Origin of the sequence: Thermoanaerobacterium sp. RBIITD (genome assembly GCF_900205865.1) — a bacterium.
GTDB lineage: Bacteria > Bacillota > Thermoanaerobacteria > Thermoanaerobacterales > Thermoanaerobacteraceae > Thermoanaerobacterium.
The window spans coordinates 1,462,704-1,487,652 of the sequence record NZ_LT906662.1 but is presented as its reverse complement, the minus strand read 5'-3'; the positions used below and the strand labels follow the sequence as shown (position 1 = coordinate 1,487,652).

Annotated in this window: 20 protein-coding genes, 6 tRNA genes, 3 rRNA genes, 1 other RNA gene and 1 riboswitch; of the genes, 3 read left to right on the top strand and 27 right to left on the bottom strand. The window is 35.0% G+C overall.

The window, feature by feature from the left end; all coding sequences use genetic code 11:
- Positions 1-67: 67 nt before the first annotated feature.
- From CPG45_RS06915 to CPG45_RS06810, 22 genes are all read right to left on the bottom strand, one after another.
- Positions 68-247 (bottom strand): hypothetical protein, encoded by a 180-nt coding sequence (locus tag CPG45_RS06915; protein ID WP_231969043.1) that lies wholly within the window; start codon positions 245-247, stop codon positions 68-70.
- 280 nt (positions 248-527) lie between these two features.
- Positions 528-602 (bottom strand) — tRNA-Gly (locus CPG45_RS06910).
- 23 nt (positions 603-625) lie between these two features.
- A tRNA-Asn gene (locus CPG45_RS06905) sits at positions 626-700 on the bottom strand.
- Positions 701-709: 9 nt separating this feature from the next.
- Positions 710-818: ribosomal RNA gene (gene rrf / locus CPG45_RS06900) — 5S ribosomal RNA — on the bottom strand.
- A gap of 276 nt (positions 819-1,094) precedes the next feature.
- A 23S ribosomal RNA gene (locus CPG45_RS06895) occupies positions 1,095-4,321 on the bottom strand.
- Between the two features lie 556 nt (positions 4,322-4,877).
- A 16S ribosomal RNA gene (locus CPG45_RS06890) occupies positions 4,878-6,394 on the bottom strand.
- The 16S, 23S and 5S rRNA genes sit together here with 2 tRNA genes alongside, the layout of an rRNA operon.
- Positions 6,395-6,787: 393 nt before the next feature.
- Entirely contained in the window at positions 6,788-7,036 is a 249-nt protein-coding gene (locus tag CPG45_RS06885) for a DUF1657 domain-containing protein (RefSeq protein WP_096231217.1), read from the bottom strand.
- A gap of 83 nt (positions 7,037-7,119) precedes the next feature.
- Entirely contained in the window at positions 7,120-7,392 is a 273-nt protein-coding gene (locus CPG45_RS06880) for a pro-sigmaK processing inhibitor BofA family protein (RefSeq protein WP_096231216.1), read from the bottom strand.
- A gap of 55 nt (positions 7,393-7,447) precedes the next feature.
- On the bottom strand, positions 7,448-7,714 hold the full coding sequence (locus CPG45_RS06875) for a DUF2508 family protein (protein WP_096231215.1): 267 nt from the start codon (positions 7,712-7,714) through the stop codon (positions 7,448-7,450).
- Between the two features lie 49 nt (positions 7,715-7,763).
- Positions 7,764-8,936 carry an HD domain-containing phosphohydrolase gene (locus CPG45_RS06870; RefSeq protein ID WP_096231214.1) on the bottom strand — a complete coding sequence of 391 codons (1,173 nt, stop codon included), beginning with the start codon at positions 8,934-8,936 and terminating at the stop codon, positions 7,764-7,766.
- 45 nt (positions 8,937-8,981) lie between these two features.
- The gene (crcB, locus tag CPG45_RS06865; protein WP_096233518.1) at positions 8,982-9,353 is read right to left on the bottom strand and encodes a fluoride efflux transporter CrcB; all 372 of its coding nucleotides are present in this window, start codon (positions 9,351-9,353) and stop codon (positions 8,982-8,984) included.
- Positions 9,353-9,754 (bottom strand): fluoride efflux transporter CrcB, encoded by a 402-nt coding sequence (gene crcB, locus CPG45_RS06860; RefSeq protein WP_096231213.1) that lies wholly within the window; start codon positions 9,752-9,754, stop codon positions 9,353-9,355. Before crcB (CPG45_RS06860) ends, crcB (CPG45_RS06865) begins: the two co-directional genes overlap by 1 nt.
- Before the next feature lie 72 nt (positions 9,755-9,826).
- A riboswitch (Fluoride riboswitch) is annotated at positions 9,827-9,888 on the bottom strand.
- Between the two features lie 28 nt (positions 9,889-9,916).
- Positions 9,917-10,516 carry a recombination mediator RecR gene (gene recR / locus CPG45_RS06855; RefSeq protein ID WP_096231212.1) on the bottom strand — a complete coding sequence of 200 codons (600 nt, stop codon included), beginning with the start codon at positions 10,514-10,516 and terminating at the stop codon, positions 9,917-9,919.
- Positions 10,517-10,529: 13 nt separating this feature from the next.
- Positions 10,530-10,865, bottom strand: coding sequence for a YbaB/EbfC family nucleoid-associated protein (locus CPG45_RS06850; protein WP_096231211.1), 336 nt, complete (start codon positions 10,863-10,865; stop codon positions 10,530-10,532).
- A 74-nt stretch (positions 10,866-10,939) separates the two neighbouring features.
- On the bottom strand, positions 10,940-12,544 hold the full coding sequence (gene dnaX, locus CPG45_RS06845; protein ID WP_096231210.1) for a DNA polymerase III subunit gamma/tau: 1,605 nt from the start codon (positions 12,542-12,544) through the stop codon (positions 10,940-10,942).
- Between the two features lie 60 nt (positions 12,545-12,604).
- Positions 12,605-14,500: an HD domain-containing phosphohydrolase gene (locus tag CPG45_RS06840; RefSeq protein ID WP_096231209.1), complete on the bottom strand. Its 1,896-nt coding sequence runs from the start codon at positions 14,498-14,500 to the stop codon at positions 12,605-12,607.
- Positions 14,501-14,654: 154 nt separating this feature from the next.
- An RNA gene (gene ffs / locus CPG45_RS06835) (signal recognition particle sRNA large type) lies at positions 14,655-14,920 on the bottom strand.
- A gap of 139 nt (positions 14,921-15,059) precedes the next feature.
- A tRNA-Ser gene (locus CPG45_RS06830) sits at positions 15,060-15,153 on the bottom strand.
- An 11-nt stretch (positions 15,154-15,164) separates the two neighbouring features.
- A tRNA-Ser gene (locus CPG45_RS06825) sits at positions 15,165-15,254 on the bottom strand.
- Between the two features lie 4 nt (positions 15,255-15,258).
- Complete coding sequence (locus CPG45_RS06820; protein WP_096233516.1) at positions 15,259-15,687, bottom strand: nucleoside deaminase; 429 nt, start codon at positions 15,685-15,687, stop codon at positions 15,259-15,261.
- Positions 15,688-15,703: 16 nt separating this feature from the next.
- A tRNA-Arg gene (locus tag CPG45_RS06815) sits at positions 15,704-15,780 on the bottom strand.
- A 245-nt stretch (positions 15,781-16,025) separates the two neighbouring features.
- Positions 16,026-16,253 (bottom strand): tyrosine-type recombinase/integrase, encoded by a 228-nt coding sequence (locus CPG45_RS06810; RefSeq protein WP_096231208.1) that lies wholly within the window; start codon positions 16,251-16,253, stop codon positions 16,026-16,028.
- Between the two features lie 831 nt (positions 16,254-17,084).
- On the opposite strand from CPG45_RS06810, the gene CPG45_RS06805 reads away from it, so the two are divergent.
- Positions 17,085-17,411 carry a site-specific integrase gene (locus CPG45_RS06805; RefSeq protein WP_231969041.1) on the top strand — a complete coding sequence of 109 codons (327 nt, stop codon included), beginning with the start codon at positions 17,085-17,087 and terminating at the stop codon, positions 17,409-17,411.
- Between the two features lie 1,607 nt (positions 17,412-19,018).
- On the opposite strand, the gene CPG45_RS06795 is transcribed toward CPG45_RS06805, so the two are convergent.
- The 4 genes from CPG45_RS06795 to CPG45_RS06780 all read right to left on the bottom strand — a co-directional run bounded on the left by CPG45_RS06795 (position 19,019) and on the right by CPG45_RS06780 (position 24,106).
- Positions 19,019-20,266 carry an MFS transporter gene (locus tag CPG45_RS06795; RefSeq protein ID WP_096231207.1) on the bottom strand — a complete coding sequence of 416 codons (1,248 nt, stop codon included), beginning with the start codon at positions 20,264-20,266 and terminating at the stop codon, positions 19,019-19,021.
- Positions 20,267-21,097: 831 nt separating this feature from the next.
- Positions 21,098-22,270 carry a radical SAM/SPASM domain-containing protein gene (locus CPG45_RS06790; protein WP_013296612.1) on the bottom strand — a complete coding sequence of 391 codons (1,173 nt, stop codon included), beginning with the start codon at positions 22,268-22,270 and terminating at the stop codon, positions 21,098-21,100.
- Positions 22,271-22,318: 48 nt separating this feature from the next.
- A complete protein-coding gene (locus tag CPG45_RS06785) occupies positions 22,319-23,110 on the bottom strand; it encodes a radical SAM protein (RefSeq protein ID WP_096231206.1) in 792 nt (263 codons plus the stop codon).
- 192 nt (positions 23,111-23,302) lie between these two features.
- A complete protein-coding gene (locus tag CPG45_RS06780) occupies positions 23,303-24,106 on the bottom strand; it encodes a LuxR C-terminal-related transcriptional regulator (RefSeq protein ID WP_013296610.1) in 804 nt (267 codons plus the stop codon).
- A 225-nt stretch (positions 24,107-24,331) separates the two neighbouring features.
- Here CPG45_RS06780 and CPG45_RS16800 point away from each other — a divergent pair, with 225 nt between their 5' ends.
- Together CPG45_RS16800 and CPG45_RS06775 are read left to right on the top strand one after the other, a co-directional pair.
- Positions 24,332-24,496, top strand: a complete 165-nt coding sequence (locus CPG45_RS16800; RefSeq protein ID WP_155812159.1) for a ParB N-terminal domain-containing protein — start codon at positions 24,332-24,334, stop codon at positions 24,494-24,496.
- 33 nt (positions 24,497-24,529) lie between these two features.
- Complete coding sequence (locus CPG45_RS06775) at positions 24,530-24,799, top strand: hypothetical protein (protein WP_081441834.1); 270 nt, start codon at positions 24,530-24,532, stop codon at positions 24,797-24,799.
- Here the strand turns inward: CPG45_RS06775 and CPG45_RS06770 are convergent.
- Positions 24,762-24,838, bottom strand: a tRNA-Arg gene (locus tag CPG45_RS06770). The two genes, CPG45_RS06775 and CPG45_RS06770, sit on opposite strands and share 38 nt — an antisense overlap.
- Between the last annotated feature and the right edge of the window lie 111 nt (positions 24,839-24,949).

The window sequence follows — 24,949 nt, the reverse complement described above, 5'->3', positions numbered from 1 at the left end:
CATAAAGAAAAATTTCAAGGGTATATAAAAAATATGGCATGGAAAATAACCAAACCAACAAATAAAATCATTTTTTAACTGCCTCAACGGTATTTTTTGTCGTACTGTATAATCCAGATGCACCAAGGCCTAACTCTGTACATAGTAGAATACCCTTTAATATTTCGCCAGGTGACATATATAAAATGCAAAGGGCGATCCCAAAAATATTTGATATTAGTGCCGAATATTTTTTTTTGTAGGCCAATTTGCTTAACCACTTCTACAAAAAGTCTGATTATGATATCAACAATTCCATTTGGGTTAACTGTTACTTTTACGAATTCATTCTTCATTGTTGAAGGACCAATAATGAGACTGCCATAATTCCTCAATATTGTATCTTGCATAGACAGCAAACTTGTTCCATCGAGTGCTTTCCACATATATTCGACATCTGCTTTTCTATGTATAAATCCTACTAATTAATCAAAAATACTGCTTTATATTAAAAAAGATTTCGATTGCTCGAAACCTTTATCTCTATATGGAGCGGATGACGGGATTCGAACCCGCGGTCCTCGGCTTGGGAAGCCGATGCTCTACCACTGAGCCACATCCGCAAATATTCTTTTATATAATAAAATGGCTCCTCAGGTAGGGCTCGAACCTACAGCCTACCGGTTAACAGCCGGTTGCTCCACCATTGAGCTACTGAGGACTATTTTAAATCCGGCAGCGACCTACTCTCCCGCAATAGCAGTACCATCGGCGCTGGAGGGCTTCACTTCCGTGTTCGGTATGGGAACGGGTTTTTAACCTCCGCTATTGCCACCGGATATCTTCTGTTCATTTCTTTGCATATATGTTGATTCTTCTCTTAGAAAATATTATTTCCGTTCGCAAATTGTGTTTTCTATATACTTTCGGCTCACTTCGTTTGTTCGGCTAAAGCCGTCTATGCGTTGTGACGTCTTTTGACGCCTCACTGCACTTCGTTCGCCGAGTATATTACGAAAACGCAATTAATCGCTCTCTCCAATAATATTTTCTTCTTTGGATTCTTCACATATATGCTTTTTCTAAATGAACTTTGAATACTGCACAATGCTTCTTTGGTCAAGTCCTCGACTTATTAGTACCGGTCAGCTCAAAGTATTTCTACTCTTACACCTCCGGCCTATCTACCTCGTCTTCTTCAAGGTGTCTTACTCCCTTTCGGTTTGGGAAATCTTATCTTGAGGTGGGTTTCACGCTTAGATGCTTTCAGCGTTTATCCCTTCCGAACTTGGCTACCCAGCTGTGCGTACGGCTACGCAACTGGTACACCATCGGTTCGTCCACCCCGGTCCTCTCGTACTAAGGGCAGCCCCTCTCAAATTTCCTACGCCCGCGACGGATAGGGACCGAACTGTCTCACGACGTTCTGAACCCAGCTCGCGTACCGCTTTAATGGGCGAACAGCCCAACCCTTGGGACCTACTTCAGCCCCAGGATGCGATGAGCCGACATCGAGGTGCCAAACCTCCCCGTCGATGTGGACTCTTGGGGGAGATCAGCCTGTTATCCCCAGGGTAGCTTTTATCCGTTGAGCGACGGCAATCCCATTCTCTACCGCCGGATCACTAAGCCCGACTTTCGTCCCTGCTCGAATTGTTTTTCTCACAGTTAGGCTACCTTCTGCCTTTGCACTCTTACGCGCGATTTCCTTCCGCGCTGAGGTAACCTTTGGACGCCTCCGTTACTTTTTTGGAGGCGACCGCCCCAGTCAAACTGCCCGCCTGTCAGTGTCCATATGCCGGCTTACGGCTCCTATGTTAGAATTTCGGTAATCTCAGGGTGGTATCCCAACGTCGGCTCCAGATAGGCTTGCGCCCATCTTTCTCTGCCTCCCACCTATCCTGTACAGGGATTACTAAAATCCAGTGACAAGCTGCAGTAAAGCTCCATGGGGTCTTTCTGTCCTGTCGCGGGTAACTCGCATCTTCACGAGTACTACAATTTCACCGGGTCCCCCATCTAGACAGCGCCCAAGTCGTTACGCCTTTCGTGCAGGTCGGAACTTACCCGACAAGGAATTTCGCTACCTTAGGACCGTTATAGTTACGGCCGCCGTTTACTGGGGCTTAAGTTCTATGCTTCTCCGGCACTCAACTCTATCTACTAAGAGTTTTTACTTTTGGCTATTCTTTCTTTTAACCATCTTCTTGCGTTATGAGATTCTTTTAATTGTTTTTCTCTTTTTATTGCATCTTCTTTCGCTTTGTATGCTTCATAATAAATTATTTCCCATTTATGCTCTTTTGTGTACTTGTTTAATCCTTTATTATGTGCCTCTACTCTTTTTCGTAGATTCTCTGAATAGCCTGTATATATGCCTCCTTTTTCATTCTTTATTACATAGACATAATACATCTTTTTCACTCCTAATAGGTATAGTTGAGTGCCGGATAACATTTCCCCTTAACCTTCCAGCACCGGGCAGGCGTCAGCTCCTATACTTCGTCTTTCGACTTAGCAGAAACCTGTGTTTTTGGTAAACAGTCGCTTGGGCCTCTTCTCTGCGGCCTTTCGGCACTCCTTCTCCCGAAGTTACGGAGTCTTTTTGCCGAGTTCCTTAATGAGGGTTCTCCCGCTCGTCTTTGGATTCTCTCCTCGCCTACCTGTGTCGGTTTGCGGTACGGGCACCTTTATCCTCGATAGCAATTTTTCTCGGCAGCCCCTTTGAAACTTCGCCTTTCGGCTCCCCGTTACAGCTCTTATGGTATGTGGTACTTCACTCACATCCCTTTTCGTCGCTGCTTGGACGTGCTCTACCAACCGCACGCTTTTCTTATCTCGCTGCGTCCTTGCTTCTCTTTTATCGGATATTGGTGGTACCGGACTCATTACCGGTTGTCCATCGCCTACGCTTTCGCCTCGGCTTAGGTCCCGACTTACCCTGGGCGGATTATCCTTCCCCAGGAATCCTTAGGCTTTCGACGGTAAGGTTTCTCGCCTTACTCTCGTTACTTATACCGGCATTCTCTCTACTGTATTGTCCAGATTCGCTTCCGCTTATCCTTCCCCCTATACAGTACGCTCCCCTACCATTTTTCATCCGAAGCTTCGGTGTCATGTTTTAGCCCCGTTTATTTTCGGCGCAGGATTTCTCGACCAGTGAGCTATTACGCACTCTTTGAATGTATGGCTGCTTCTAAGCCAACATCCTGGTTGTCTTGGAAGTCCTACTTCCTTTCCCACTTAACATGCTCTTTGGGACCTTAGCTGTCGGTCTGGGCTCTTTCCCTTTTGACCACGGATCTTATCACTCGTAGTCTGACTCCCAGGTATCAATATGGCATTCGGAGTTTGATAGGGTTCGGTAGCCTTTTTGGCCCCTAGCCCATTCAGTGCTCTACCTCCATATTTACTCCCTGAGGCTAGCCCTAAAGCTATTTCGGGGAGAACCAGCTATCTCCGAGCTCGATTGGAATTTCTCCTCTACCCACAATTCATCCCATGACTTTTCAACGTCAACGTGGTTCGGGCCTCCACCAGATCTTACTCCGGCTTCACCCTGATCATGGGTAGGTCGCACGGTTTCGGGTCTATGATATGCAACTTCCGCCCTTTTTAGACTCGCTTTCGCTTCGGCTCCGCTTTCGCTTAACCTTGCTGCATATCTATAACTCGCCGGTCCGTTCTACAAAAAGTACGTGGTCGTCTGGCACTCAACCGGACACGCTAGTTCTTTTTTCTCCTCCCTAACATGTTCAGTTGAGTGCCAGACTTCCACTGCTTGTGGACATATGGTTTCAGGTTCTTTTTCACTCCCCTCCCGGGGTTCTTTTCACCTTTCCCTCACGGTACTTTGCGCTATCGGTCACTTAGTAGTATTTAGCCTTGGGAGATGGTCCTCCCGTCTTCCCACCGGGTTGCCTATCCTGTGGTACTCTGGATCCCACTTGGGTATCTTCCTTTCGCCTACCGGGCTTTCACCGTCTTTGGCCCGCCTTTCCAGGTCTGTTCGGCTTCGTCTGATACTCCTTTTGCGTGGTCCTAAACCCCATCACCATAGGTGATGGTTTGGGCTCTTTCCTGTTCGCTCGCCGCTACTTGGGAAATCGATTTTTCTTTCTTTTCCTCGCGCTACTTAGATGTTTCAGTTCGCGCGGTCTCCCTTCCTCATGGCTATGTGTTCACCATGGGATGCTTAAGTATTACCTTAAGCGGGTTTCCCCATTCGGATATCTCCGGATCTCTGCCTGCTTGCGGCTCCCCGGAGCGTTTCGCCGCTCGCTGCGTCCTTCTTCGGCTCTAAGTGCCTGGGCATCCACCATACGCCCTTTGTAACTTGACCTTCTCTTTTTTATACATCGCTTTTCTTTGGAAAATTATTATTAACGCTCACAAATTCCGCTTATCTAATATATCATCGATTCTCTTCGCTTGTTTGGCTAACGCCGTCTATGCGTTGTGACGGCTTTCGCTTTCGCTCATACGCCAAACTGCGCTACGTTCATCGTGATATATTACGAAAGCTTCATTAATCGTTCGCTTTTAATAATATTTTCCGGACAATGTATATCGGTTCTCATTGTAACTCGTTTTTCTCGTTACCCTTTTTTTGCATTGTGCAGTTTTCAAGGTTCACTTTGAGGGTTTAACCCTCAAAACTGAACAGTGAGATATGCTCATTGTAATTATTATCGTTCGACAAATTGTGCTTTCTATATACTTTAGGCTCCTTACGCTTGTTCGGCTAACGCCGTCTATGCGTTGTGACGGCTTTCGCTTTCGCTCATATGCCTCACTGCGCTTCACTCGCCTAGTATATTACGAAAGCGCAATTAATCGTCTCTCTCTTAATAATTACAATTCGCCTTTTAATACTTTTTGTAGGATTTTCTCCTTAGAAAGGAGGTGATCCAGCCGCACCTTCCGATACGGCTACCTTGTTACGACTTCACCCCAATCATTTACCCCACCTTCGGCAGCTGCCTCCTTTCGGTTAGCTCACTGACTTCGGGTGTTGTAAACTCTCGTGGTGTGACGGGCGGTGTGTACAAGGCCCGGGAACGTATTCACCGCAGCATGCTGATCTGCGATTACTAGCAACTCCGTCTTCATGCAGGCGGGTTGCAGCCTGCAATCTGAACTGGGACCTGTTTTTTGGGATTCGCTCCGGATCGCTCCTTCGCTCCCCTTTGTTCAGGCCATTGTAGCACGTGTGTAGCCCAGGGCATAAAGGGCATGATGATTTGACGTCATCCCCACCTTCCTCCGTGTTGTCCACGGCAGTCTCGGTAGAGTGCCCGTCTTTACGCTGGCAACTACCAACAGGGGTTGCGCTCGTTGCGGGACTTAACCCAACATCTCACGACACGAGCTGACGACAACCATGCACCACCTGTCTCACAGCTCCTCTTACGAGGCACTCGAGTATTTCTACTCGATTCTGTGGATGTCAAGCCCTGGTAAGGTTCTTCGCGTTGCTTCGAATTAAACCACATGCTCCGCTGCTTGTGCGGGCCCCCGTCAATTCCTTTGAGTTTCAGCCTTGCGGCCGTACTCCCCAGGCGGGATACTTATTGCGTTAACTCCGGCACGGATGATTCCTCACCCACACCTAGTATCCATCGTTTACGGCGTGGACTACCAGGGTATCTAATCCTGTTTGCTCCCCACGCTTTCGCACCTCAGCGTCAGTTCAAGTCCAGAGAGCCGCTTTCGCCACTGGTATTCTTCCTGATCTCTACGCATTTCACCGCTACACCAGGAATTCCGCTCTCCTCTCCTTGACTCAAGCTATATAGTTTCAGTTGCATCCCCTCGGTTAAGCCCAGGTTTTTTACATCTGACTTATATAGCCGCCTACGTGCTCTTTACGCCCAGTAATTCCGGACAACGCTCGCCCCCTACGTATTACCGCGGCTGCTGGCACGTAGTTAGCCGGGGCTTTCGTATGGTACCGTCATTTCTTTCTTCCCATACTATTGAGCTTTACGACCCGAAGGCCTTCTTCGCTCACGCGGCGTTGCTGCGTCAGGGTTCCCCCCATTGCGCAATATTCCCCACTGCTGCCTCCCGTAGGAGTCTGGACCGTCTCTCAGTTCCAGTGTGGCCGTTCACCCTCTCAGGCCGGCTACCCATCGTTGCCTTGGTGGGCCTTTACCTCACCAACTAGCTAATGGGCCGCGGACTCTTCCTTTAGCGGATTTCTCCTTTCTTCACAAGATGATGCCACCTCGTGACATTATCCGGTATTAGCACCCCTTTCGGTGTGTTATCCCGGTCTATAGGGTAGATTGTCCACGTGTTACTCACCCGTCCGCCGCTAAGTAAATACCGTATAGTATTTACTCCGCTCGACTTGCATGTGTTAGGCACGCCGCCAGCGTTCGTCCTGAGCCAGGATCAAACTCTCATGTTTAAATCCTTACCTCTTTTTTATTCTCTGGCTTTTTTCTCACTGTTCGGTTTTCAAGGTTCAACCTGTCGCATTGGCGACATTGTCTATATTATCATATTTCATTTTTTATGTCAACTATTTTTTTGCTGTCATATTTCTTTGGACTACTTCTTTCGGATCCTAAGATCCTTCGCCTCAGTTCATTCGGCTCAGAATTGCATCAACCGATTGTCCCGCTCTTGCGGTGTATATAAATATATCATATTTTTTTGCATAGTACAACATGATTGATCGCGGTTATTCGTCAATAATCTATTTTATGTTACATTATCTTTTTATTGCTTGTATTTTCTCATTCTTATGTTAAATTTGTGTAAAATTTAAGAGGCATTAATAATGCCCCTTAAAATATTCTTATTTTTTATTTGATAGTATATTTTGAACCTGCTGTGTTGCCTGTTGCTGTTGATTAAGCTTGTTATTTGAATTGACATAGTTTAATCTATTGTTAAGCATATTTACATGTCTTTGCATATCTTGTTGCATCTGCTGAAACATCTGTTTTGCTGATGGATCATCCGTAGAACTTGCAAACTGTGCATATGTGCCAAGTGCTGATTGTGCAGCGGCTACAGCTTTTTCAATATCACTTTTTACTGTCATATTAATTACCTCCTTAAATTGATTACATTCTTATTATTTCATTTTAGGAGGTAAAATAACCTTAATGTGATTTGAAATTTCTGTCATACAATATATTGCAAAATTACAAGGAGGATTATTCCTGGTATTCCAAGAAAGCCGACCACAAGTGCAGTTATCGGATTGATGGCCACATATATTCCAAAAGATTTGCCAGCCATATTTATAAAAAATAAAACCAAAGCACCAATTATGCCATTTAATATTAACCTTAGCAAAAACTTCCTCGGCACGACTAATAACCAGCCAAGTATGTAAAGTAAAAAAAGTCCGATAACATATGCGATAATTATATTATATTCAATGCTTAAATTCATAAAAAAATTCCCCCCTTAATACATCCTATGATTATTATATTAAGAGGGGGACAAATTATGATATCAATGAACTGAAATTATTAAAATTAATACCATTCTCTTTTGCTTTTTTTATTAAGTATATGTATTTCTTTCTTAGTGATTCAAGATTGTATATGGCTTGATCTACTAAATCAGGGTCTGTCACATTTTGAAAATACATTTCCGCGTCTTTTAACTGCCTCATGGTATTTTTAACTTCATTGATTAAAGCAGTATTTTCATCACCAATATTTTCTTTTGTAGCAGAAATTTCTTTAAAAAAATTGTATAGCGAGCCCATAAAATACCTCCTCAACCATATTATTGTCACTAATACGGCTGAGTATACTTTATATAATTGCTTCTTTTAATTTATCAAGTGCTTCACCATCAAGTTTTTTTAATTTTACAGACTTATATATGATATCTATTGCGTCCTTAGACGACATACCTCTTCTGTATGGTCTATCCTCTGTCAGTGCTTGGTACATATCGCATACCGCCATAAGCTTTGAAACACTATCAAGGTCTTTATCCTTAAGACCCTCTGGGTAACCTGATCCATCTAATTTTTCATGATGATTTGCTGCCCATTCTGCAATATCGTCAATGCCACCAATTTCTCTCAATATCTTTTTTGTATAATATGTATGTGATCTCATTTTCATATACTCTTCTTCGTTTAATTTGCCCGGTTTATCAAGTATGTCATTCGGAATAGATAGCTTTCCAAGGTCATGCAAAAGTCCAGCAATTTTTATTTTTTTAATCAATAAATCGTTGTAGCCTGAAATTTTTGCTGTTTTATATGCAAGCTCAGAAACACCTTTTGAATGTGTGTGTGTGAAATGGCTTTTATTATCTATTATTTTTGAGAAAGCCAGTGCAACTTTATTAAGGCCATTTATATCTATAGTTATGAGTTCATTTTTAACATATGGTTCTAAGATACTAAATGTATCATAAAACTCATAATCAAGCCAAAATTTTTCTTGGTTTATAAGGTCTAACATAACGTCTACAATCAAGGGATTAAATGCTTTGCCAGACTCATTTACTAACCATTTTTTTATGTACTTTCTTGTATCATATTCATTTGATTCTTTAGAAACCGTATTGTATTTTATATCGAATTGATCTGCTAAATATATTACTTGTGATTCAATAGGTATAGAAGTACCATTAAGATGAAAATGTCCGCTTCCGTCCCAATTTTCATGATGATACTTTATAAATTCTGAAAACTCTAACCCGTGTGGGATGTCTTTTACTATTTCACTACCTCTTAGAGAGTGCTTCCATGTTTCGGTCGATGTAAAATCTTCATATGTGTCATTTTTGCCTATATCATGGAGAAAAGCAGAATAGAATATCATATGTTCATCATTTTCGTTAAGGTACAAATTCTTTGATAAACGTATAGCTATGTATGCAACTTTGCGTGCATGACCAAAATTTCTTCTCTCGAGAATGTCAAGTGATAGTGATAATGCTGATAATAATCTAAAATAATTTAAAATCAAAGTCTTCCCCCCTCATTTGTATGTATACATATTATAATACACTATTTAAAAAATATTTCCAACATAATAACCAAAAAATGCCCCTAAAAGTCCTATAATAACTGTCATTGCACTGTATAAAAAAGCATGTAAATAATGTTTTTGCCGCAAAAGACTTATCGTTTCATGTGAAAAAGTCGAATACGTCGTAAAAGCACCTATAAAGCCAGTCAATAAAAATAATCTTATATCATTATTCATTATGTAGAACACCTTAGGATTTGATAAAATATTAAGCAAAAATGCTCCCATCGTATTTATCAAAAATGTTTCTACAGGTACAATAAAATCTCTATTTTCTTTAATATGCCTTGATATTTCATAGCGCAATATAGCACCAAAAATACCGCCGAGTCCAACATACAAGATATTCGATATCATTTATTTTCACGTCCTCTTATAAATTTTACTGTCCTATCGCTGAATTCAAATCCCATAAATGACATTATAAATCCACTTAATATCGAAAGGAAAACATAAGTTAGTGCAATTAAAACTTTTCCTCCTCTTAATAAGTCTATTGTTTCTTTAGTAAAAGTAGAAAATGTCGTAAAAGCACCTATGAATCCTGTTGTAATAGCCAATCGTATATTTGAATCAACATTGTACTCTTCAAGAGCTAAGTTTGATATGTAGCTTAGTAAAAATGATCCAAATACATTTATAAAAAATGTCTCAAAAGGAAAAACAGTATGACAAATATTTTGGTAATAATTTGAAACCAAGTACCTCATGATAGCCCCAAAAAATCCACCAATACCTATGTATATATACTCCATTAAAATCACCCTCCATTATTTCATCAAAAATAACAAAATTAGTAAATTAAAACGGCTCCTATTAGGTTATGATACCTAATAGGAGCCATTAGCTTTCAAAGCAATTATAGGTGAGCTCCATCACCATTTTCATTTTATGATGTACAATATTGTTTGTAAAGATTACATTTCCCTTCTGCCTTCCAATGCCCTTGATAATGTTACTACATCCGTATATTCGAGGTCACCGCCAACAGGTACACCATGTGCAATTCTTGTAACTTTTATGCCGAAGGGCTTAATTAATTTTGCTATATACATAGCTGTTGCTTCGCCTTCTATATCAGGATTTGTTGCCAAAATAATTTCTTTTATATCATTATTTTTAATCCTTTCAAGAAGTTCTTTGATTTTTATGTCTTCAGGACCAACTCCATCCATCGGTGATATCACACCATGCAGTACATGGTATAGCCCATGATATTCCCTTGTCTTTTCCATCGCAACGACATCCCTCGGATCAGATACAACGCAAATCGTTGAAGGATCTCTTGTCTTATCGCTGCAAACATTGCATAAATCGCCGTCGGTAAAATTATAACAGACTGTACAATATCTCAAATTTTCCTTTGCCTCCAAAATAGCATTTGACAAGTTTGATACATCTTCTTTCGGCATATCAATTATATAAAAGGCAAGTCTCTGGGCCGTCTTTCTTCCTATACCAGGAAGCCTTGACAATTCATCAATTAACTTAGATAATGACCTCGAATAAAAATTCATTAATTAATTCACCTCAAAATAGACCTGGTATATTTAAGCCACCCGTTACTTTTCCCATCTCCTGGGCAATCATCTGCTCAGCACTTCTTAATGCCTGATTTACTGCTGCCAATACAAGGTCCTCTAACATTTCTACATCATCTTTGTCAACAACAGCAGGATCAATCTTAATGCTTATTAACTCTTTTCTTCCATTCGCAACAACCTTAATAGCTCCGCCTCCTGCGGTCTCTTCAACTGTCTTGCTTTCAAGCTCCTCCTGTACCTTTTTCATCTGTTCCTGCATCTGCTGGGCCTGTTTAATCATGTTGTTCATGTTAAAACCGCCTGGAAATCCTCCTTTTGCCATTAGGCATACCTCCTATTTTATATTTAATGCTCTATCTTATTTATATGCTGATTTTGACTTAGTAGTGAATATATTTAATCTATAATTTCTACATCGCCAAAATAATTTTTAACCTGTTCTAGTAATTTATCGTCATCATTTTTTACAGTGACAAAATCTAAAATATATTCATTTCCCGATATTTTCTTGATAACATCTTTAATATAGTCTTTATTTTCTACCCTATTTAGTTCATTTACGTATAATTCTTGTTCCTCAGGATATTCTACCATAAATTTATCATCTTTTAAATATGGTTTTCCAAAGTTCATAAAAGAATAAATCATTGGCCTATCTTTTTTTATCATTCTTAATGCCTTGTTCCATATATCATTAATGTCTATATTGGTGACATCTTCTTTCTTAGTTTCTTCATCTTTTGTATTATTTTCCCTTTCTTCCTCTCTTTTTAAATCTTCAAGCCTGTTCTCTTCATTAGAGCTTTTTATATTTTTGACTTTTTTTTCTTTAGTAAGTGCTATTTCATTATTTAGATTCTTTATATTATTTAATTTATTTTCAAGATTTTCAATCCTATTCAGAATACTGGACATATCCGGTGAAATTTCAGGACATACGAGTTTTAAGATGGTTATTTCAAGCAGTATCCTTGGTGATGCAGAGTATCTAATTGTACCTTGTAGCTCCATTAATTTATCAATGGCATTTGACAAAAATGTAGTATCAAATTCAGCCGCCAAAAGCTTTTTACCGCTTATATCGACATCAAGTATATCTTTAGATTCCTCACCGCAGGTTTTATATATAAGCACATCTCTTAGGAAGTTTAATATTGATTTAATTAAATTGCTTATATCTATACCATAAAGCATCAATTTGTCAATTTTTTTCATTGATTCTTTCGCATCTTTATCATTTATACTTTTTATAAGGTCGTATATAGTATCATCATTTACTGTGCCAAGGATATCACATGCAACATCATATGTTAATACATCGCTATATGATGCACACTGTTCGAGAATGCTTATAGCATCTCTCATTGAACCATTTCCATATTGTGCAATTGTCGATATAGCCTTATCCTCTGCATTTATTTTGCTATCGCTACAGATCCTCTTTATATTTTGTGCTATGACCTTCGACGATATCCTCTTAAAGTCAAATCTTTGGCACCTTGAAAGAATCGTAGCAGGTATCTTGTTTGGTTCCGTTGTTGCCAATATAAATATAGCATGTGACGGTGGTTCTTCAAGAGTCTTTAAAAGCGCATTAAAAGCACTACTTGATAGCATATGAACTTCATCAATTATATATACTTTGTACCTGCATATTGATGGAGCATATATGATAGTATCTCTTAAGTCTCTTATATCATCAACACTATTATTTGATGCAGCATCTATTTCTATAATATCCATTAGTGAGTTATTATTTGCAGATGTACATATATCGCAATTATTGCATGGCTCTCCATCTTTTGCATTACGGCAATTTACGGCTTTTGCAAAAATCTTGGCAATACTTGTTTTACCTGTGCCTCTAGTACCACAAAAAAGATATGCATGACCTATTCTTTCCGTTTTTATTTGATTTTTCAGAGTCCTGACAATATGATCCTGCCCCAAAACTTCACTAAATTTGCGCGGCCTATATCTTCTGTATAATGACTGATACATAAAAACACCTCATTTATTTAATTGTAACAAAAAAAAGGATATATTTCTATATCCTTTAAGCTAATTTATGAGCTCATTTTCCTTTTTTACTCTTTCAATCTTTCCTTTATCTTTCATGTATATTGATATAACACTGTCAACAACATATGGATTAAATTGCGTCCCTTTATACTCTAATAGCTCATTTATTGCATCCTCAAAGGGCATTCCCTTTCTATATGCCCTATCAGATGTCATGGCATCGATGGAATCCGCAACACATAAAATTGCTGCTACAAGTGGTATCTTATCATCATCAAGGCCAAATGGATATCCTTTGCCATCGTATCTTTCATGATGCTTTTCGATACCATCTATTATATCCTTTGATAAACCAATGGGCTCTAATATCTTTTTTGATATTTTTGGATGCTGCTTAATTATATCATATTCTGAATCAGTTAGTTTTCCAGGTTTCGTAAGTATTTTATCGGATATGCCTATTTTGCCTATATCATGAAGAATACCAGCTATTTTTAGCTTTTCAATTTCATCCTTTGATAATCCCATGCTTTCGCCAATTAATACAGCATATCTTGAAACCCGTAAAGAATGTCCTTTTGTATATCTGTCTTTTGCTTCAACTGCATATGCCAACGCTTGAATAGTTTTCATATACCATTTTCTCAAATTATCATAAAGTCTTGCATTTTCGATAGCAATTGAAACACTACCAGCGACTGACCTCAATAAGCTTAAATTCTTCCCAAGCTTTGATTTTGTTAGAATATTTAAAACACCCATCGTCTCATCTTTTGAAATTAATGGAACAGATATCACGTTTTGAATATTTAGTTCCTTAAGCTTTGGTTTTATAGCTTCGTCAAAAGGAAATTTGTCTACATCTATCAAAGTTATCTCTTTTGATATGAATATTTTCGTATTTGCATCGTTTGACATAGATATTTCTTTTATCACAGGCTCTTCCATTAATTCACCAGCACTCACCATTAATGCAAGCTTTCCTGTGTCTTTATTTATAGTCCTAATTGTGCATAGTGGCGATTCTAATACAGTAGCAACCTTATGTGCAATAGAATAAAGTATATCTTGAGAGTCTAAGTCTTTTGTTAGTAGTTGTGTTACATCACTAATTGTAAGTATCTGCCTATTCCTTTCAAGTATTTCGTTTCTTGCGCTGTAATAATCTGTTATATCACGAGATATACCTTGAAGGCCGATAACTTCATCAAAGTTATTCTTTATTATCCTTGTTCGAGTTTCCGTTATAAGTTTATAGCCATCTTTTCTTATAAATTTCACTTCAGCCATGTTAATTTTTCCTATCATCATGTTTTTCAATACCCTTTTATCATCTTCATCAACAAATTCAAGAATATTTCTCCCTATAATTTCATCAGGCAAATAGCTTAAATACCTCATTGATCTTATGTTTATAAATTCTATGTTAAAATCCTTATCAACAAACCATAAAATATCTGACATGTTATCTACAAGTGTCCTGTATTTTGATTCTGATATTTCGAGTTCACCTGTTAATGCCTCAAGTTGTTCATAGGATGCCTCCAGTTCCATATTGAAATCCTGCAGCTCATTATTCTTTTTAATAAGCTCAACTGATTCATTTTTTAAATCCTCGTACGTTTTTTTTAGCTTCATCGACATTTCATCAAAGTTTTTGGCCAACTCTTTAAATTCACCCGTTACATCTATATCAATCTTATAATCAAAATCACCTTTTGAAATTCTTTTAACACCATCATTTAACCTCACTATAGGTTCTAACAAAATCTTTGATTCCCTCATTGAAATAATAATTGATATAAGCAATATTATAATAGATATTAAAACACCATTCGCTATTCCCTTAACAATATGTATAAAGGATATAAAGTAGATAAATATAGATACACCAAATATAATTGCAAATAAGCGGTTCCGATAATTTTTAAACATAAATACCTCCCGAGAAGATAAAATATCTAAAACATATTTCGACATTCAAAGTGAAAACTTTATAGTAATAATGAAAATTTTTGAATATTTATTGAATGTTACATTTATTTTTGATTTATTAAAATATTTTTGTAAATATGGTTAATAATAAAGGCCGCACACCCGACTTTGTCATGTTACCATAAGCGTTACACAGGCAGTTAACTCCATTCAAGCGCTCCTCCGGCACATGAAAGTATTTGCTTACCGTTGCTTCCTTCCAGACCTGGCGGGATTCACAAATTTCCATTGCGAAGGACTTGAATATCATAATCACTTACCTTTGCCAGCCTTACAGTAATCATGCCTCAGCTCGGGAATTCGACCCTGCTATAGCGGATTGCAGGTTACAGGGCACCGCTACCTCCCCATCTAGTACGGCCATGTAAGTCATATTTAATTGGCTTACGTTATTATTTTGCGTTATGCAAATGTTATTATACATGTTTTATATGTAAAAATCAACACTGTGATCTAGATTTTTAATGGAAGTTATGGATTAAGATGGGACATATTTTCATGGCGGAGAGAGAGGGATTCGAACCCTCGGTACCCATTTTGTGGGTACACACGATTTCCAGTCGTGCGCCTTAGACCAGCTCAGCCATCTCTCCATGGTATTTCATGGCGGAGAGAGTGAGATTCGAACTCACGAGGCGGGAATCCGCCCACTCGCTTTCGAGGCGAGCGCTTTCGACCACTCAGCCATCTCTCCGGATTTACCTAAGTCTACTAAAGAAATCACTTATTAGTTTTTTACACTCATCTTCCATTATACCAAAATAGACTTCAATTTTCTTATTCAAAAAATCATATACAGTACCAGCAGCACCGCTATCGCGGCTCTCTACGCCTATATAGACTCTTTTTATCCTAGATTCAATTATCGCACCTGCACACATAGGACATGGCTCTAATGTAACATACAGCGATGCACCATTGAGTCTCCAATCTCCCATGTTTTTGCAAGCATCTTTTATCGCATTGATTTCAGCGTGCTGCGTTGCATCTTTTTCACTTTCTTTTAAATTATGACCTTTTCCGATGATAGTGCCGTCTTTAACAACAACTGCACCAACCGGCATCTCATTAAGTTTAAAGCTTAGCATAGCTTCATCAATAGCACTCTGCATGTATTTATTGTACATCTTAATCACACATAAATGGTGCGCCCGAGAGGACTCGAACCTCCGGCACACGGTTTAGGAAACCGTTGCTCTATCCTGCTGAGCTACGGGCGCATGATTTATATTATATATAAAAATTAATTTTTGTCAATATCATGGTGCGCCCGACAGGATTCGAACCCGTGGCCTTTTGATTCGTAGTCCCTTATAAGCCACTTTTATCGAATATTGTCTATTCTTCTTAAGTCCCTCTAATGCGCACCATTTCAACGTTTCTTTTACTTATTTCATTATACAATATGTGTTGAAATTAATCAAGTTTTTTCAGTTCGCAATCAGCTCGCAATCAAAAAATCAATTTAAAATAACATATCCTTAAGTTTCTTTGTCGCTTCTTCTTGCATATCTGGCAATACATGCGAATAAATATCTAATGTTATTCCGATATTAGCATGTCCTAATCTTTCACTTACTACTTTTGGATTTTCACCTGCCTTCATTAATAATGTCACTGATGTATGTCTTAAATCATATAGTCTTATATCTGGCAAACCTGCATTTTTTAAAAGTACTAGAGTTAATAAAATTTAAAATGAAAAATTAACCAACCTAAAAAGATGCTTTGTATTTAAGAAAGCAAGGCATCTTTTTTAGTTTATATTGAATTTTCTGAATATTTGTTATATAATAATGTCGAATTAAAAAGAAGACAAGCATAAAAATAAAATGCGCTATGCATCATTCTCTTTCCTTTACGGTTGAAATATCCGGGCCTTCAGAAAGCATTTTGCAAGTATCAAAGGATTAACTTTCTGCCGCTAAAGTTAATTCCTTTGCATGTATCCGAATATTTCATAAAAGAGAATGGCAATGGAAGGTTGCTTGATTTTCTTGAAAGTATTTAAATACGCAGTAGACCTCATGTATTTGCACCAGCGGTAAAGCCCCATGCTCATAGGCTTGGAAAAGAGCAGACGGAATTTTAAGGCATCAGTTATCCAGCATGATAAAAAAATACATACAGCAATAAGCAGCTGCATCGCAAAAATCACTGCAGAAGAAAATTCTATCATGCTATGCGGATAATGTCTTTAAAGAAGATAAAGCGGCTTACCGGCTTTATCAGCGACACAATCTTAACTGGTAATGATGTTTTAACAAAGACTAAACTTAATTTAAGATATAAAACTCACTCACGCAGCGATAATAAGGGAATATAAACGGCGAAGCTGGTTATATTCCCTGTACTATGTTTTTAGGAGGCTTTTATTATGAGCAGAAAAGGAAGTATTTTTTATAGACTCCTCAATAATTTAAAAGAACAGCAGTCATTTTGAAAAAGTAAATATGCTGTTAAGAAGAAAGCTAGAGAAGAGGCAATAAAGAGTTGACTTCATGGTCAGGATGTATTTAATGCTATGAATGATGCAGTTTTTAATGCAGGTATCTTCTCTGTACAAACTTATGCGACTTATCGCAATGAAGTTAAAAAATTTGCTGATTGGTGTAAATCCAAAGGTGTGAAAAACAAAGACTTTGACAAAACAAAGGATATGGTATCAGACTATTTAAGCGAAAAAATCTCACTGGGTAAATCAGCATGGTCTATAAAAGTTGCAAGAGCAGCTCTTAGAAAAGCATATAAGAATAATAGCCTCACAAATAATATCGAAATACCTGAAAGAAAGGTAAAAGATATAACAAGATCAAGACTTGAAAGACCTGATGATAAAAAAATTAACTAGAGAAGCAGTAAGAGAAGTAAGCAGAAACTTAAGTCACAGCCGTGAAAATGTAACAGTATCACATTATTTGTCATAAAAATAAGGGTGGTTGATCACGCCACCTTTATTTCTTTGGTAGAAACTTATCCACCCATTTCTTTTGTTATAGGTACTCACCTTTTAATTTTTAAAAGCTAATCCACTTTTTATTTTTTTAATTCTACCTTCAATCATATTATGACACATAATAATAAAAATGTCAATAGAATATTAAAAATATTTTTACTAATCTCTTAATATGATTAATTACCATTTAAAAGTTAATTTAAGCTTCTAAAAGTTTAGCACGTCTGCGAAATATGAGCAGATGTACATCATAAATTTGTTTGATTTGAACAGAGCAAAAATAAAAAATCCGTTCTGCTAGTTAAAAGCTTATTTTTGAACCTTAAAGCCAGAAATAGTAATATAAATTTAATGTGAATCTAACGTTGATATAACACATCCTAATCTTTAGAATTATTTAAATAAGATTAATTATCTAATTATAAAATTGTTGCCCGCAAATTTATTATATCAATTTATGTAAGTAGATTTTCTTAATTATAAAAAGTTACAAAAAATCCTTCTTACACAATTAGAATAAAATCATTTAAAATGAGCGCAAAAATTAGGCTTAATCGTCTGTTTATTCATAAATTTAAATCTAGACATACTTTCTACCACACGTTTTTTTCTCTCATTTAGTTTTTGTCATAGATTCTTCTTTTATAACCTCATTAATTTCTTTTGCAATCTCATCTTTTACTTTCGCTTTTTCATCAACGAAAAACGTAAGTTATATTTTGATTTTTAAAAATTGAAATTTGGCCTAAATTCGCTTCTTCTAATCCTGATGCTAAATTCTCTTATATTAACGGTCACTATTGTTATGCTCACAAAACTGCTATTGTTACTAATGCTTTAGGTGTTGTTTGTCATGTCGATTTTTATGATGATAATTCTTTAAATCCTGATACGGCAAAATCTGCTCACGAATCTAAGGATCAATATGATACTAAAAGTCTTATCCCTGTCATTGATAATTTCTTTTCTCTTCATCCTGGTTTCTCTCTTAAATATTTTTTGGGTGATTCGGATTTTGATGCTTCTGATAATTATAGATATCTTTTTAAGGAACATGGCATAATTCCTATTATCCCTCTAAATTACCGTAATTCAAAAAATCTGCCTCAACCTGATGTTGCTTCTGATGGAATCCCTACTTGCCCTTATGACCCTTCTCTTAAAATGAAGTATGATGGTATAACTAGGGAGAAAGGCAGAGCTGCCAGGATTAAATGGCTATGTCCTATTCTAAAAAGGTTAAAATAGGTGATAAAACTACTTACATCCTTAAAAGGCACATTCCTTTTTAATATTTTAATAGCTTATACTACTGGTATAGTTCTCCTTTCTGCGAGACTAAAAGCGGAGCATACTTGCATGTATAACTTATCATATTAAGTATATTTATAAAATGACTATCTACTATAAGAATAGCTAACCTATTATAAATAATTACAATTTTTGTGGCAATTTTTAATTAAAATGTTCTAAGTATAAAAATCAATAAAATTTATATAAAATTAATTAATTGATTTAACCCTATTATATGTTTTATATATAAGCGCTACAGTAATCTCTGCAATTCCACATAGTATAAAAATTACCTTTGCGCTAAATACACTTGTTAAAGCGCCACCTATTCCTAAGGATATTATCGATAAAGGATCGACTAATGAACCTAAAAATCCATAAACCTTGCCTCTATTATCGTCATTAGTATTTTCTTGTATTATCGTATCTGTAAGTGTTTCAAACACTACAAATATTACGCCTAAGAAGGTAAAAAGTATTGATGATAATAAAAATATTTTGCTGTTGGAAAATGCAATAAGAGTAATTCCATCAAAAAGCAGTACAGTCGTCATAATTGAAATATTATTAAATTTCTTTCCTATTGAATTTATCAATATACCTCCAATAACCCCTCCAACACCTGCTAACGAAAAAAGCATACCACTTCTTGCTGCAAGCAATTTCTCCCCACCTAGGTAGTTCTTAACAAAAATATACACAAGTGGCGTTTGCATACTTATTATAAGCGTACTCAATAGATTAAGATTTATCACCTGTCTTATTACCATGCTGCCTTTGATAAATCCTATTCCTTGCTTTACTTCATTTGCCATATTGCTGATTGTTTTTGAAACATCATCAAATATATTCTCACTTTTATCTTCTTGAGCCTTTTCATCTATTCTAATAAAGGCAATTAAAATCGCAATTATGATAAATGTAAGACTATCTATTAAAAAAGATATATCATTCCCAAATATCGAAACAATTATACCACCTATAGAATACCCCACTATCATATTTATACTTGATAAACTGCTTCTTATGCTATTTGCCTCTAAAAGATGGTCTTTATCAACCAAAAGCGGGACAATCGAACTTCTAGCGGGATATTCAAATGATGTTAATATACCGTTTATAAAACTAATTATGTATATTAGGCTCATGTCATTTGCAAATATCAATCCAAAAGACGTAAAAGCAAATAATATATATAAAATCATCAATATGTTCTTTTTTCTCATCTTATCGACTACATTCCCAGCAAACAAACCTAGCAAAAAACTCGGTATCCCTTCAAGCATTAGTGTTGCACTTAAAGACAGTCCACTATTTGTAAGATACAATATTTTGCTTGAGATAGCTATCGTCGTAAGTCTTGTGCCAATACCTGATATTACATAACCAATAATATAAAGCATAAAATTACTATTTGATAGCAATACTCTATTTCTTTTCCCAAAATCATTTATCATGTCATCACTTCTTTCTACAATCTTTAATTTTCTTTAATTTACTCACCTATTCTTAGTATTTTGAAATTAACAAAATAAAACCTTTGAATTAAATTTATATTAATAAAAAATATTGGAATTAGAGGATGTAGGTTATGCTTCTTTGTAGAGTCATCGTCCCCTCTAACTGTGATTTATACAACCGACTACTCTAAGCCTCATATTGTCAAAGATCATTTTCTAAGATTTTGTGAGTAATTATCTTAAACTAAAAATATTTGCTACTGTTTATTAAGCAGCATTACATGCAATTTCTGGATTTTAATGCCATTTCAACACATTTTGTTCCTATTGCGTAAAGAACTCTTATAAGCTTACAGCACAGTGTTATGAACGATTACTCTCGCATATTTTCGGCCATTTTTGGTCGGGAAATTATCATCAAAGTTCTTTACTTTTCTTGACATGCATATGATTGATAATAACTATTTTAATTCCTTTATATCTAAGAAACTTTACTAAAACTCATAGTATCCTGTGGGTTCCATGCTATAACGTTATCTTTAGCATATTCTTTGCTTATTTTAGTAAATTATTTATAGAATTCAACAAAGCCTATTTTATTTGTTGGTAAAGCTAAGAGTTTTACCATGCTTAATTCCTCTAAAGTCCTCTGCTCTTGCTACATGTTTTTCTTTCGCAATATTAACTACAAAAATTAATGTTTGTTCATTTATCTGCATTATTTTTATTTTGGTTATAATTCATTTTAGGTACCTCCAATGATAGTTTTAATTTATTTAGAAATGGGTAAATTCATTACCACGTATTCTACCATGATATGCCTTTTTATCAACCTTCAATTTTGTCCATTACAGGAATGCTCCCTTTAAATAGCGTATTAATTATATGATTTATAATCTCTTTTCGTGCATTACAATAATGTTCTCTTTTTTCATTAATTGTCCATCCGTTTATTCTTCTATGAAAACACCCACCCTTACATATCGAAAAATATACGCATTTCATACATTCAACACTAATATCACTACATAAATTTTTAAATCTGCTGAACTGATCTCCACAAATGATATCAATAAAATTATTTTGATTAATATTTCCTAATTTTAGAGAACCAACATTTACTAAACATTCACATGGATAGATGTCTCCATTTGATAATATAGCAAGATTTCGTCCACAGTTACCAGAAAATTCACATATATATTTATCTGGCTGTTCAATATTATAATGCCAATTTATTGTCTTATCAATTATATCACTTAATGTAATTATGTTAATACACGAAAAATTAATGCTATACCATAAATCAAAAATTTTAATTAAAAATCTTGATAAATCATCTGATGAAGGGCTTAGCTCATCATTATTGTAAAAACAAGGTATAAAATCAATTAATTTTATTTTAAGTTTATCAACAAAAAAATTAAAAATATCTTCTGGAAAATTCGAAGAAAATTTAGTAATAACAGATAATATACCTATTGGTACATGTTCTTCCTGAAGTTTTCTAATATTCTCTATTATTACATCAAAAGTACCATTATCATCTATAAACTTACGATATTTATTATGTATATATTTTGGACCATCAAGGCTAATTCCTAAACTAAATTTGTTATCTTTAAAAAAATTTATCCACTCATTATCAATTAATGTAGCATTAGTTTGTAAATAATTAAATATCTTAATGTTAGCATCTTTATTAAGTTCACTATATCTGTTCTCTATCTCCATCATCTTTTTATAATAATCCAATCCAGCTACTAGTGGTTCGCCACCATGCCATACAATATTTAAAATTAATTCTTGTTTATTACTTTCAATAAAATTTATATAATTCTGTAGGATATTTTCAAAAGTACTAGCATCCATATTACCAAGACTATCAAAAATATTATTGGTATTCCCCCTTTTACAATAACAATAATCGCATTTCATATTACAATGTTCAGATGGTTTGATAAAGACTTGTTTAATTTTATATTCATAATCAAAAAGCATTTGTAACCCTTCTTTCAATAATATTTAAAGACTTATATTAATTTAAATTTATATTTTTCTTTTCGGAAAATATAAATCTAAATTATTTAGAATATGGTAAATAATTCCCTTTCTTGCCTCACAATAATAATCTTTTAAATTATAAGTATATTGAGGTAATCTCCTATTTAAACAACCAGCATGACAAATATCTAAAATATCACATCTTAAACAGTCTTTACTTACGTTGTTATATAATTCTTTAAATTCATTAAATTCTCGTTTTTTTAATATACTTATGAAATCTTCTTCTTTTATATTTCCCAATTTCATATAATCAATAGGGGTCAAGCATTCACATGGAAATATATCACCATTTACAGAAATACTATAATTACGTCCACATACTTCACCCAACTCACAACCTACATTTACTCTAATATTTTTATCATATTTACGCAAAATGTTTTGGAAAATGTCATTTAAAAATCTAATTTTTATAACATTTTTATATTTTTTCATCCAAATATCGAATATGTTAATCATAAAGTTCTTATAATTTTCAACTGATAATGTATATCTATCATTATAAAAATAACATGGAATAAAGTCTACAACATTTATTCCTAAATCAACAAAGTATTCCAATATCTGGCCTCCATAATTTACATAATCGTTATTAATTACAGATATAATATTAATTGATATATTACATTGTTTGAGTAATAATATTCCATTTATTGTATCTTCAAATGATGAATATCCCTTCCTATTTAATCTATGTTTGTCATGGATAAATTTAGGTCCATCTAAACTAATTCCTATAATGAATTTATTGTTTTTAAAAAATTCTATCCACATTAATAAATTTCATTTATCCAATTACTTAATTAAATTTTAAAGTTAACTTTTTTTCGATTAATTTAATAATAATACTGTTATTGAATTTTGAAAATAGCTTGTTGGTACAAATTATTTTGTCAATATAAGTCGAATTTTATCGTAACTATTGTACTAGTAGGCTATTAAAAAATTGTTATATTTATTACTTTTTTAATAAAGATCTATGATACCAACTTTTGTTGCCCTGAAAACTAATTCTGCATCCGTGTTTGCTTTTAATAAAATTCGAAGTTTTTTTATATGATTTTTAAGAGTATTTTCTGCAATATGCATTACTTTACATATATCTTTTCTCTCCATCCCATGCGCTAACCAATATATTATTGCTGTATCAATTGAAGTTAATTCCGACTCAATTGTATACAATTTATTTTTATATGTTAAAGCTTTTTCTACACATTTAACTATATTTCTTAAGATAAAACTTTGATAATCTATTTTTTGACAATTTACACATGACAAATCAAGATAAGCAATTATTAAAGCATTTGCATAATCAATTACAGGTATTGCCGTACAATACCAATTTTCTAATATGTCCCACTGATGATCATTACCACATATTTGATACTGTTGTTTATATTCCATTGCTAAACTGACTGCATTTATTCCACTGCTTTCTAGCTTTAAACTGACTCCTTCTGCCAAATTTATTTCTTTAAAATAATTTTCTAATTTATTGTTATATATTAATCTAATGATATAGCCATCTTCATCACATAAAATAAAAAAATAGCCTTCATCAATCATTCTCATATACAAAAAGTCTGTATTTATAATATTATCAAGTACTGTAATAATATCATTTTTACGTTCTTTTCTATGCTTAAATTCTTCAGCTTCAATACTTTTTTTAAATTTCCCGTCTATAAAATTTAAATTTAATCTACTTAGTTTAAGATATAATTCTACATACTCTCTTGATTCTTTTGTTACAGTAATGACTTCAAACAATTTAGATACCTCCATTATTTTTAAAATAGCATTAATCATTAATTAATTCTATAAAATAGCAAAAAATCCTCCTTAATAAAGAAAGAGATGTTTTTTAGGTATTTGCAAAACCTCATAATGCTCTATAAAAGTGGAATTCCGCTTATATTTTTAAATGATTTCCTCTACTTTTGTCGAATTATTATATAATATTTAAATCATCTTGAAACATGAAGGAAATAAGTATTGGAGCCAATTGTTATAACAAAAAACGAATTTATTTCAGGGCTGCATAAATTAAAAGCAGCAAAAGTGCTAGATTTAAATGAAATAGAATGCATAACAATGAGCTACAATAATATTGACAAAGAATTGGCTGAAATTGACAAAAACTTAATAATGACAGAATAGACAGTCTTGTAACATACTGAACATTTAAAAAGAATGAAAGATCTGTATGAAGCAAAGTATCCAGAAACAAAAGCAGGTATAAAATGCGCTTATGGAATGAACAAAGCATCAGGATATAACGTTGACGACAAAATGACACCAACGTTTGCTGAAGATACTGCTAATAAATCAAGGAACACCATAATTCCAATTTCAACTCGCAATCAACTCGCAATCAAAAAGGGTATGCATCTTACGACACATACCCTCAAATATGCTATTTTACTGGTGCGCCCGACAGGATTCGAACCCGTGGCCTTTTGATTCGTAGTCAAACGCTCTATCCAACTGAGCTACGGGCGCATATTTACATACTGTATGATAACATATTTTTTTATAAATTGCAAATACTTATTTCAATATGTTTGTGTCAAGTAGTTGTTGGCAAATTTTTTTCTTCAAATTTTATCCGCA

Coding starts and splice junctions, on each gene's coding strand:
- CPG45_RS06885 (WP_096231217.1), bottom strand. CDS start 7,036: ATGACAGTAAAAAGTGATATTGAAAAAGCTGTAGCCGCTGCACAATCA.
- CPG45_RS06880 (WP_096231216.1), bottom strand. CDS start 7,392: ATGAATTTAAGCATTGAATATAATATAATTATCGCATATGTTATCGGA.
- CPG45_RS06875 (WP_096231215.1), bottom strand. CDS start 7,714: ATGGGCTCGCTATACAATTTTTTTAAAGAAATTTCTGCTACAAAAGAA.
- crcB (WP_096231213.1), bottom strand. CDS start 9,754: ATGGAGTATATATACATAGGTATTGGTGGATTTTTTGGGGCTATCATG.
- recR (WP_096231212.1), bottom strand. CDS start 10,516: ATGAATTTTTATTCGAGGTCATTATCTAAGTTAATTGATGAATTGTCA.
- CPG45_RS06850 (WP_096231211.1), bottom strand. CDS start 10,865: ATGGCAAAAGGAGGATTTCCAGGCGGTTTTAACATGAACAACATGATT.
- dnaX (WP_096231210.1), bottom strand. CDS start 12,544: ATGTATCAGTCATTATACAGAAGATATAGGCCGCGCAAATTTAGTGAA.
- CPG45_RS06840 (WP_096231209.1), bottom strand. CDS start 14,500: ATGTTTAAAAATTATCGGAACCGCTTATTTGCAATTATATTTGGTGTA.
- CPG45_RS06820 (WP_096233516.1), bottom strand. CDS start 15,687: ATGTACAATAAATACATGCAGAGTGCTATTGATGAAGCTATGCTAAGC.
- CPG45_RS06805 (WP_231969041.1), top strand. CDS start 17,085: ATGAATGATGCAGTTTTTAATGCAGGTATCTTCTCTGTACAAACTTAT.
- CPG45_RS06795 (WP_096231207.1), bottom strand. CDS start 20,266: ATGATAAATGATTTTGGGAAAAGAAATAGAGTATTGCTATCAAATAGT.
- CPG45_RS06790 (WP_013296612.1), bottom strand. CDS start 22,270: ATGCTTTTTGATTATGAATATAAAATTAAACAAGTCTTTATCAAACCA.
- CPG45_RS06785 (WP_096231206.1), bottom strand. CDS start 23,110: ATGTGGATAGAATTTTTTAAAAACAATAAATTCATTATAGGAATTAGT.
- CPG45_RS06775 (WP_081441834.1), top strand. CDS start 24,530: ATGAAAGATCTGTATGAAGCAAAGTATCCAGAAACAAAAGCAGGTATA.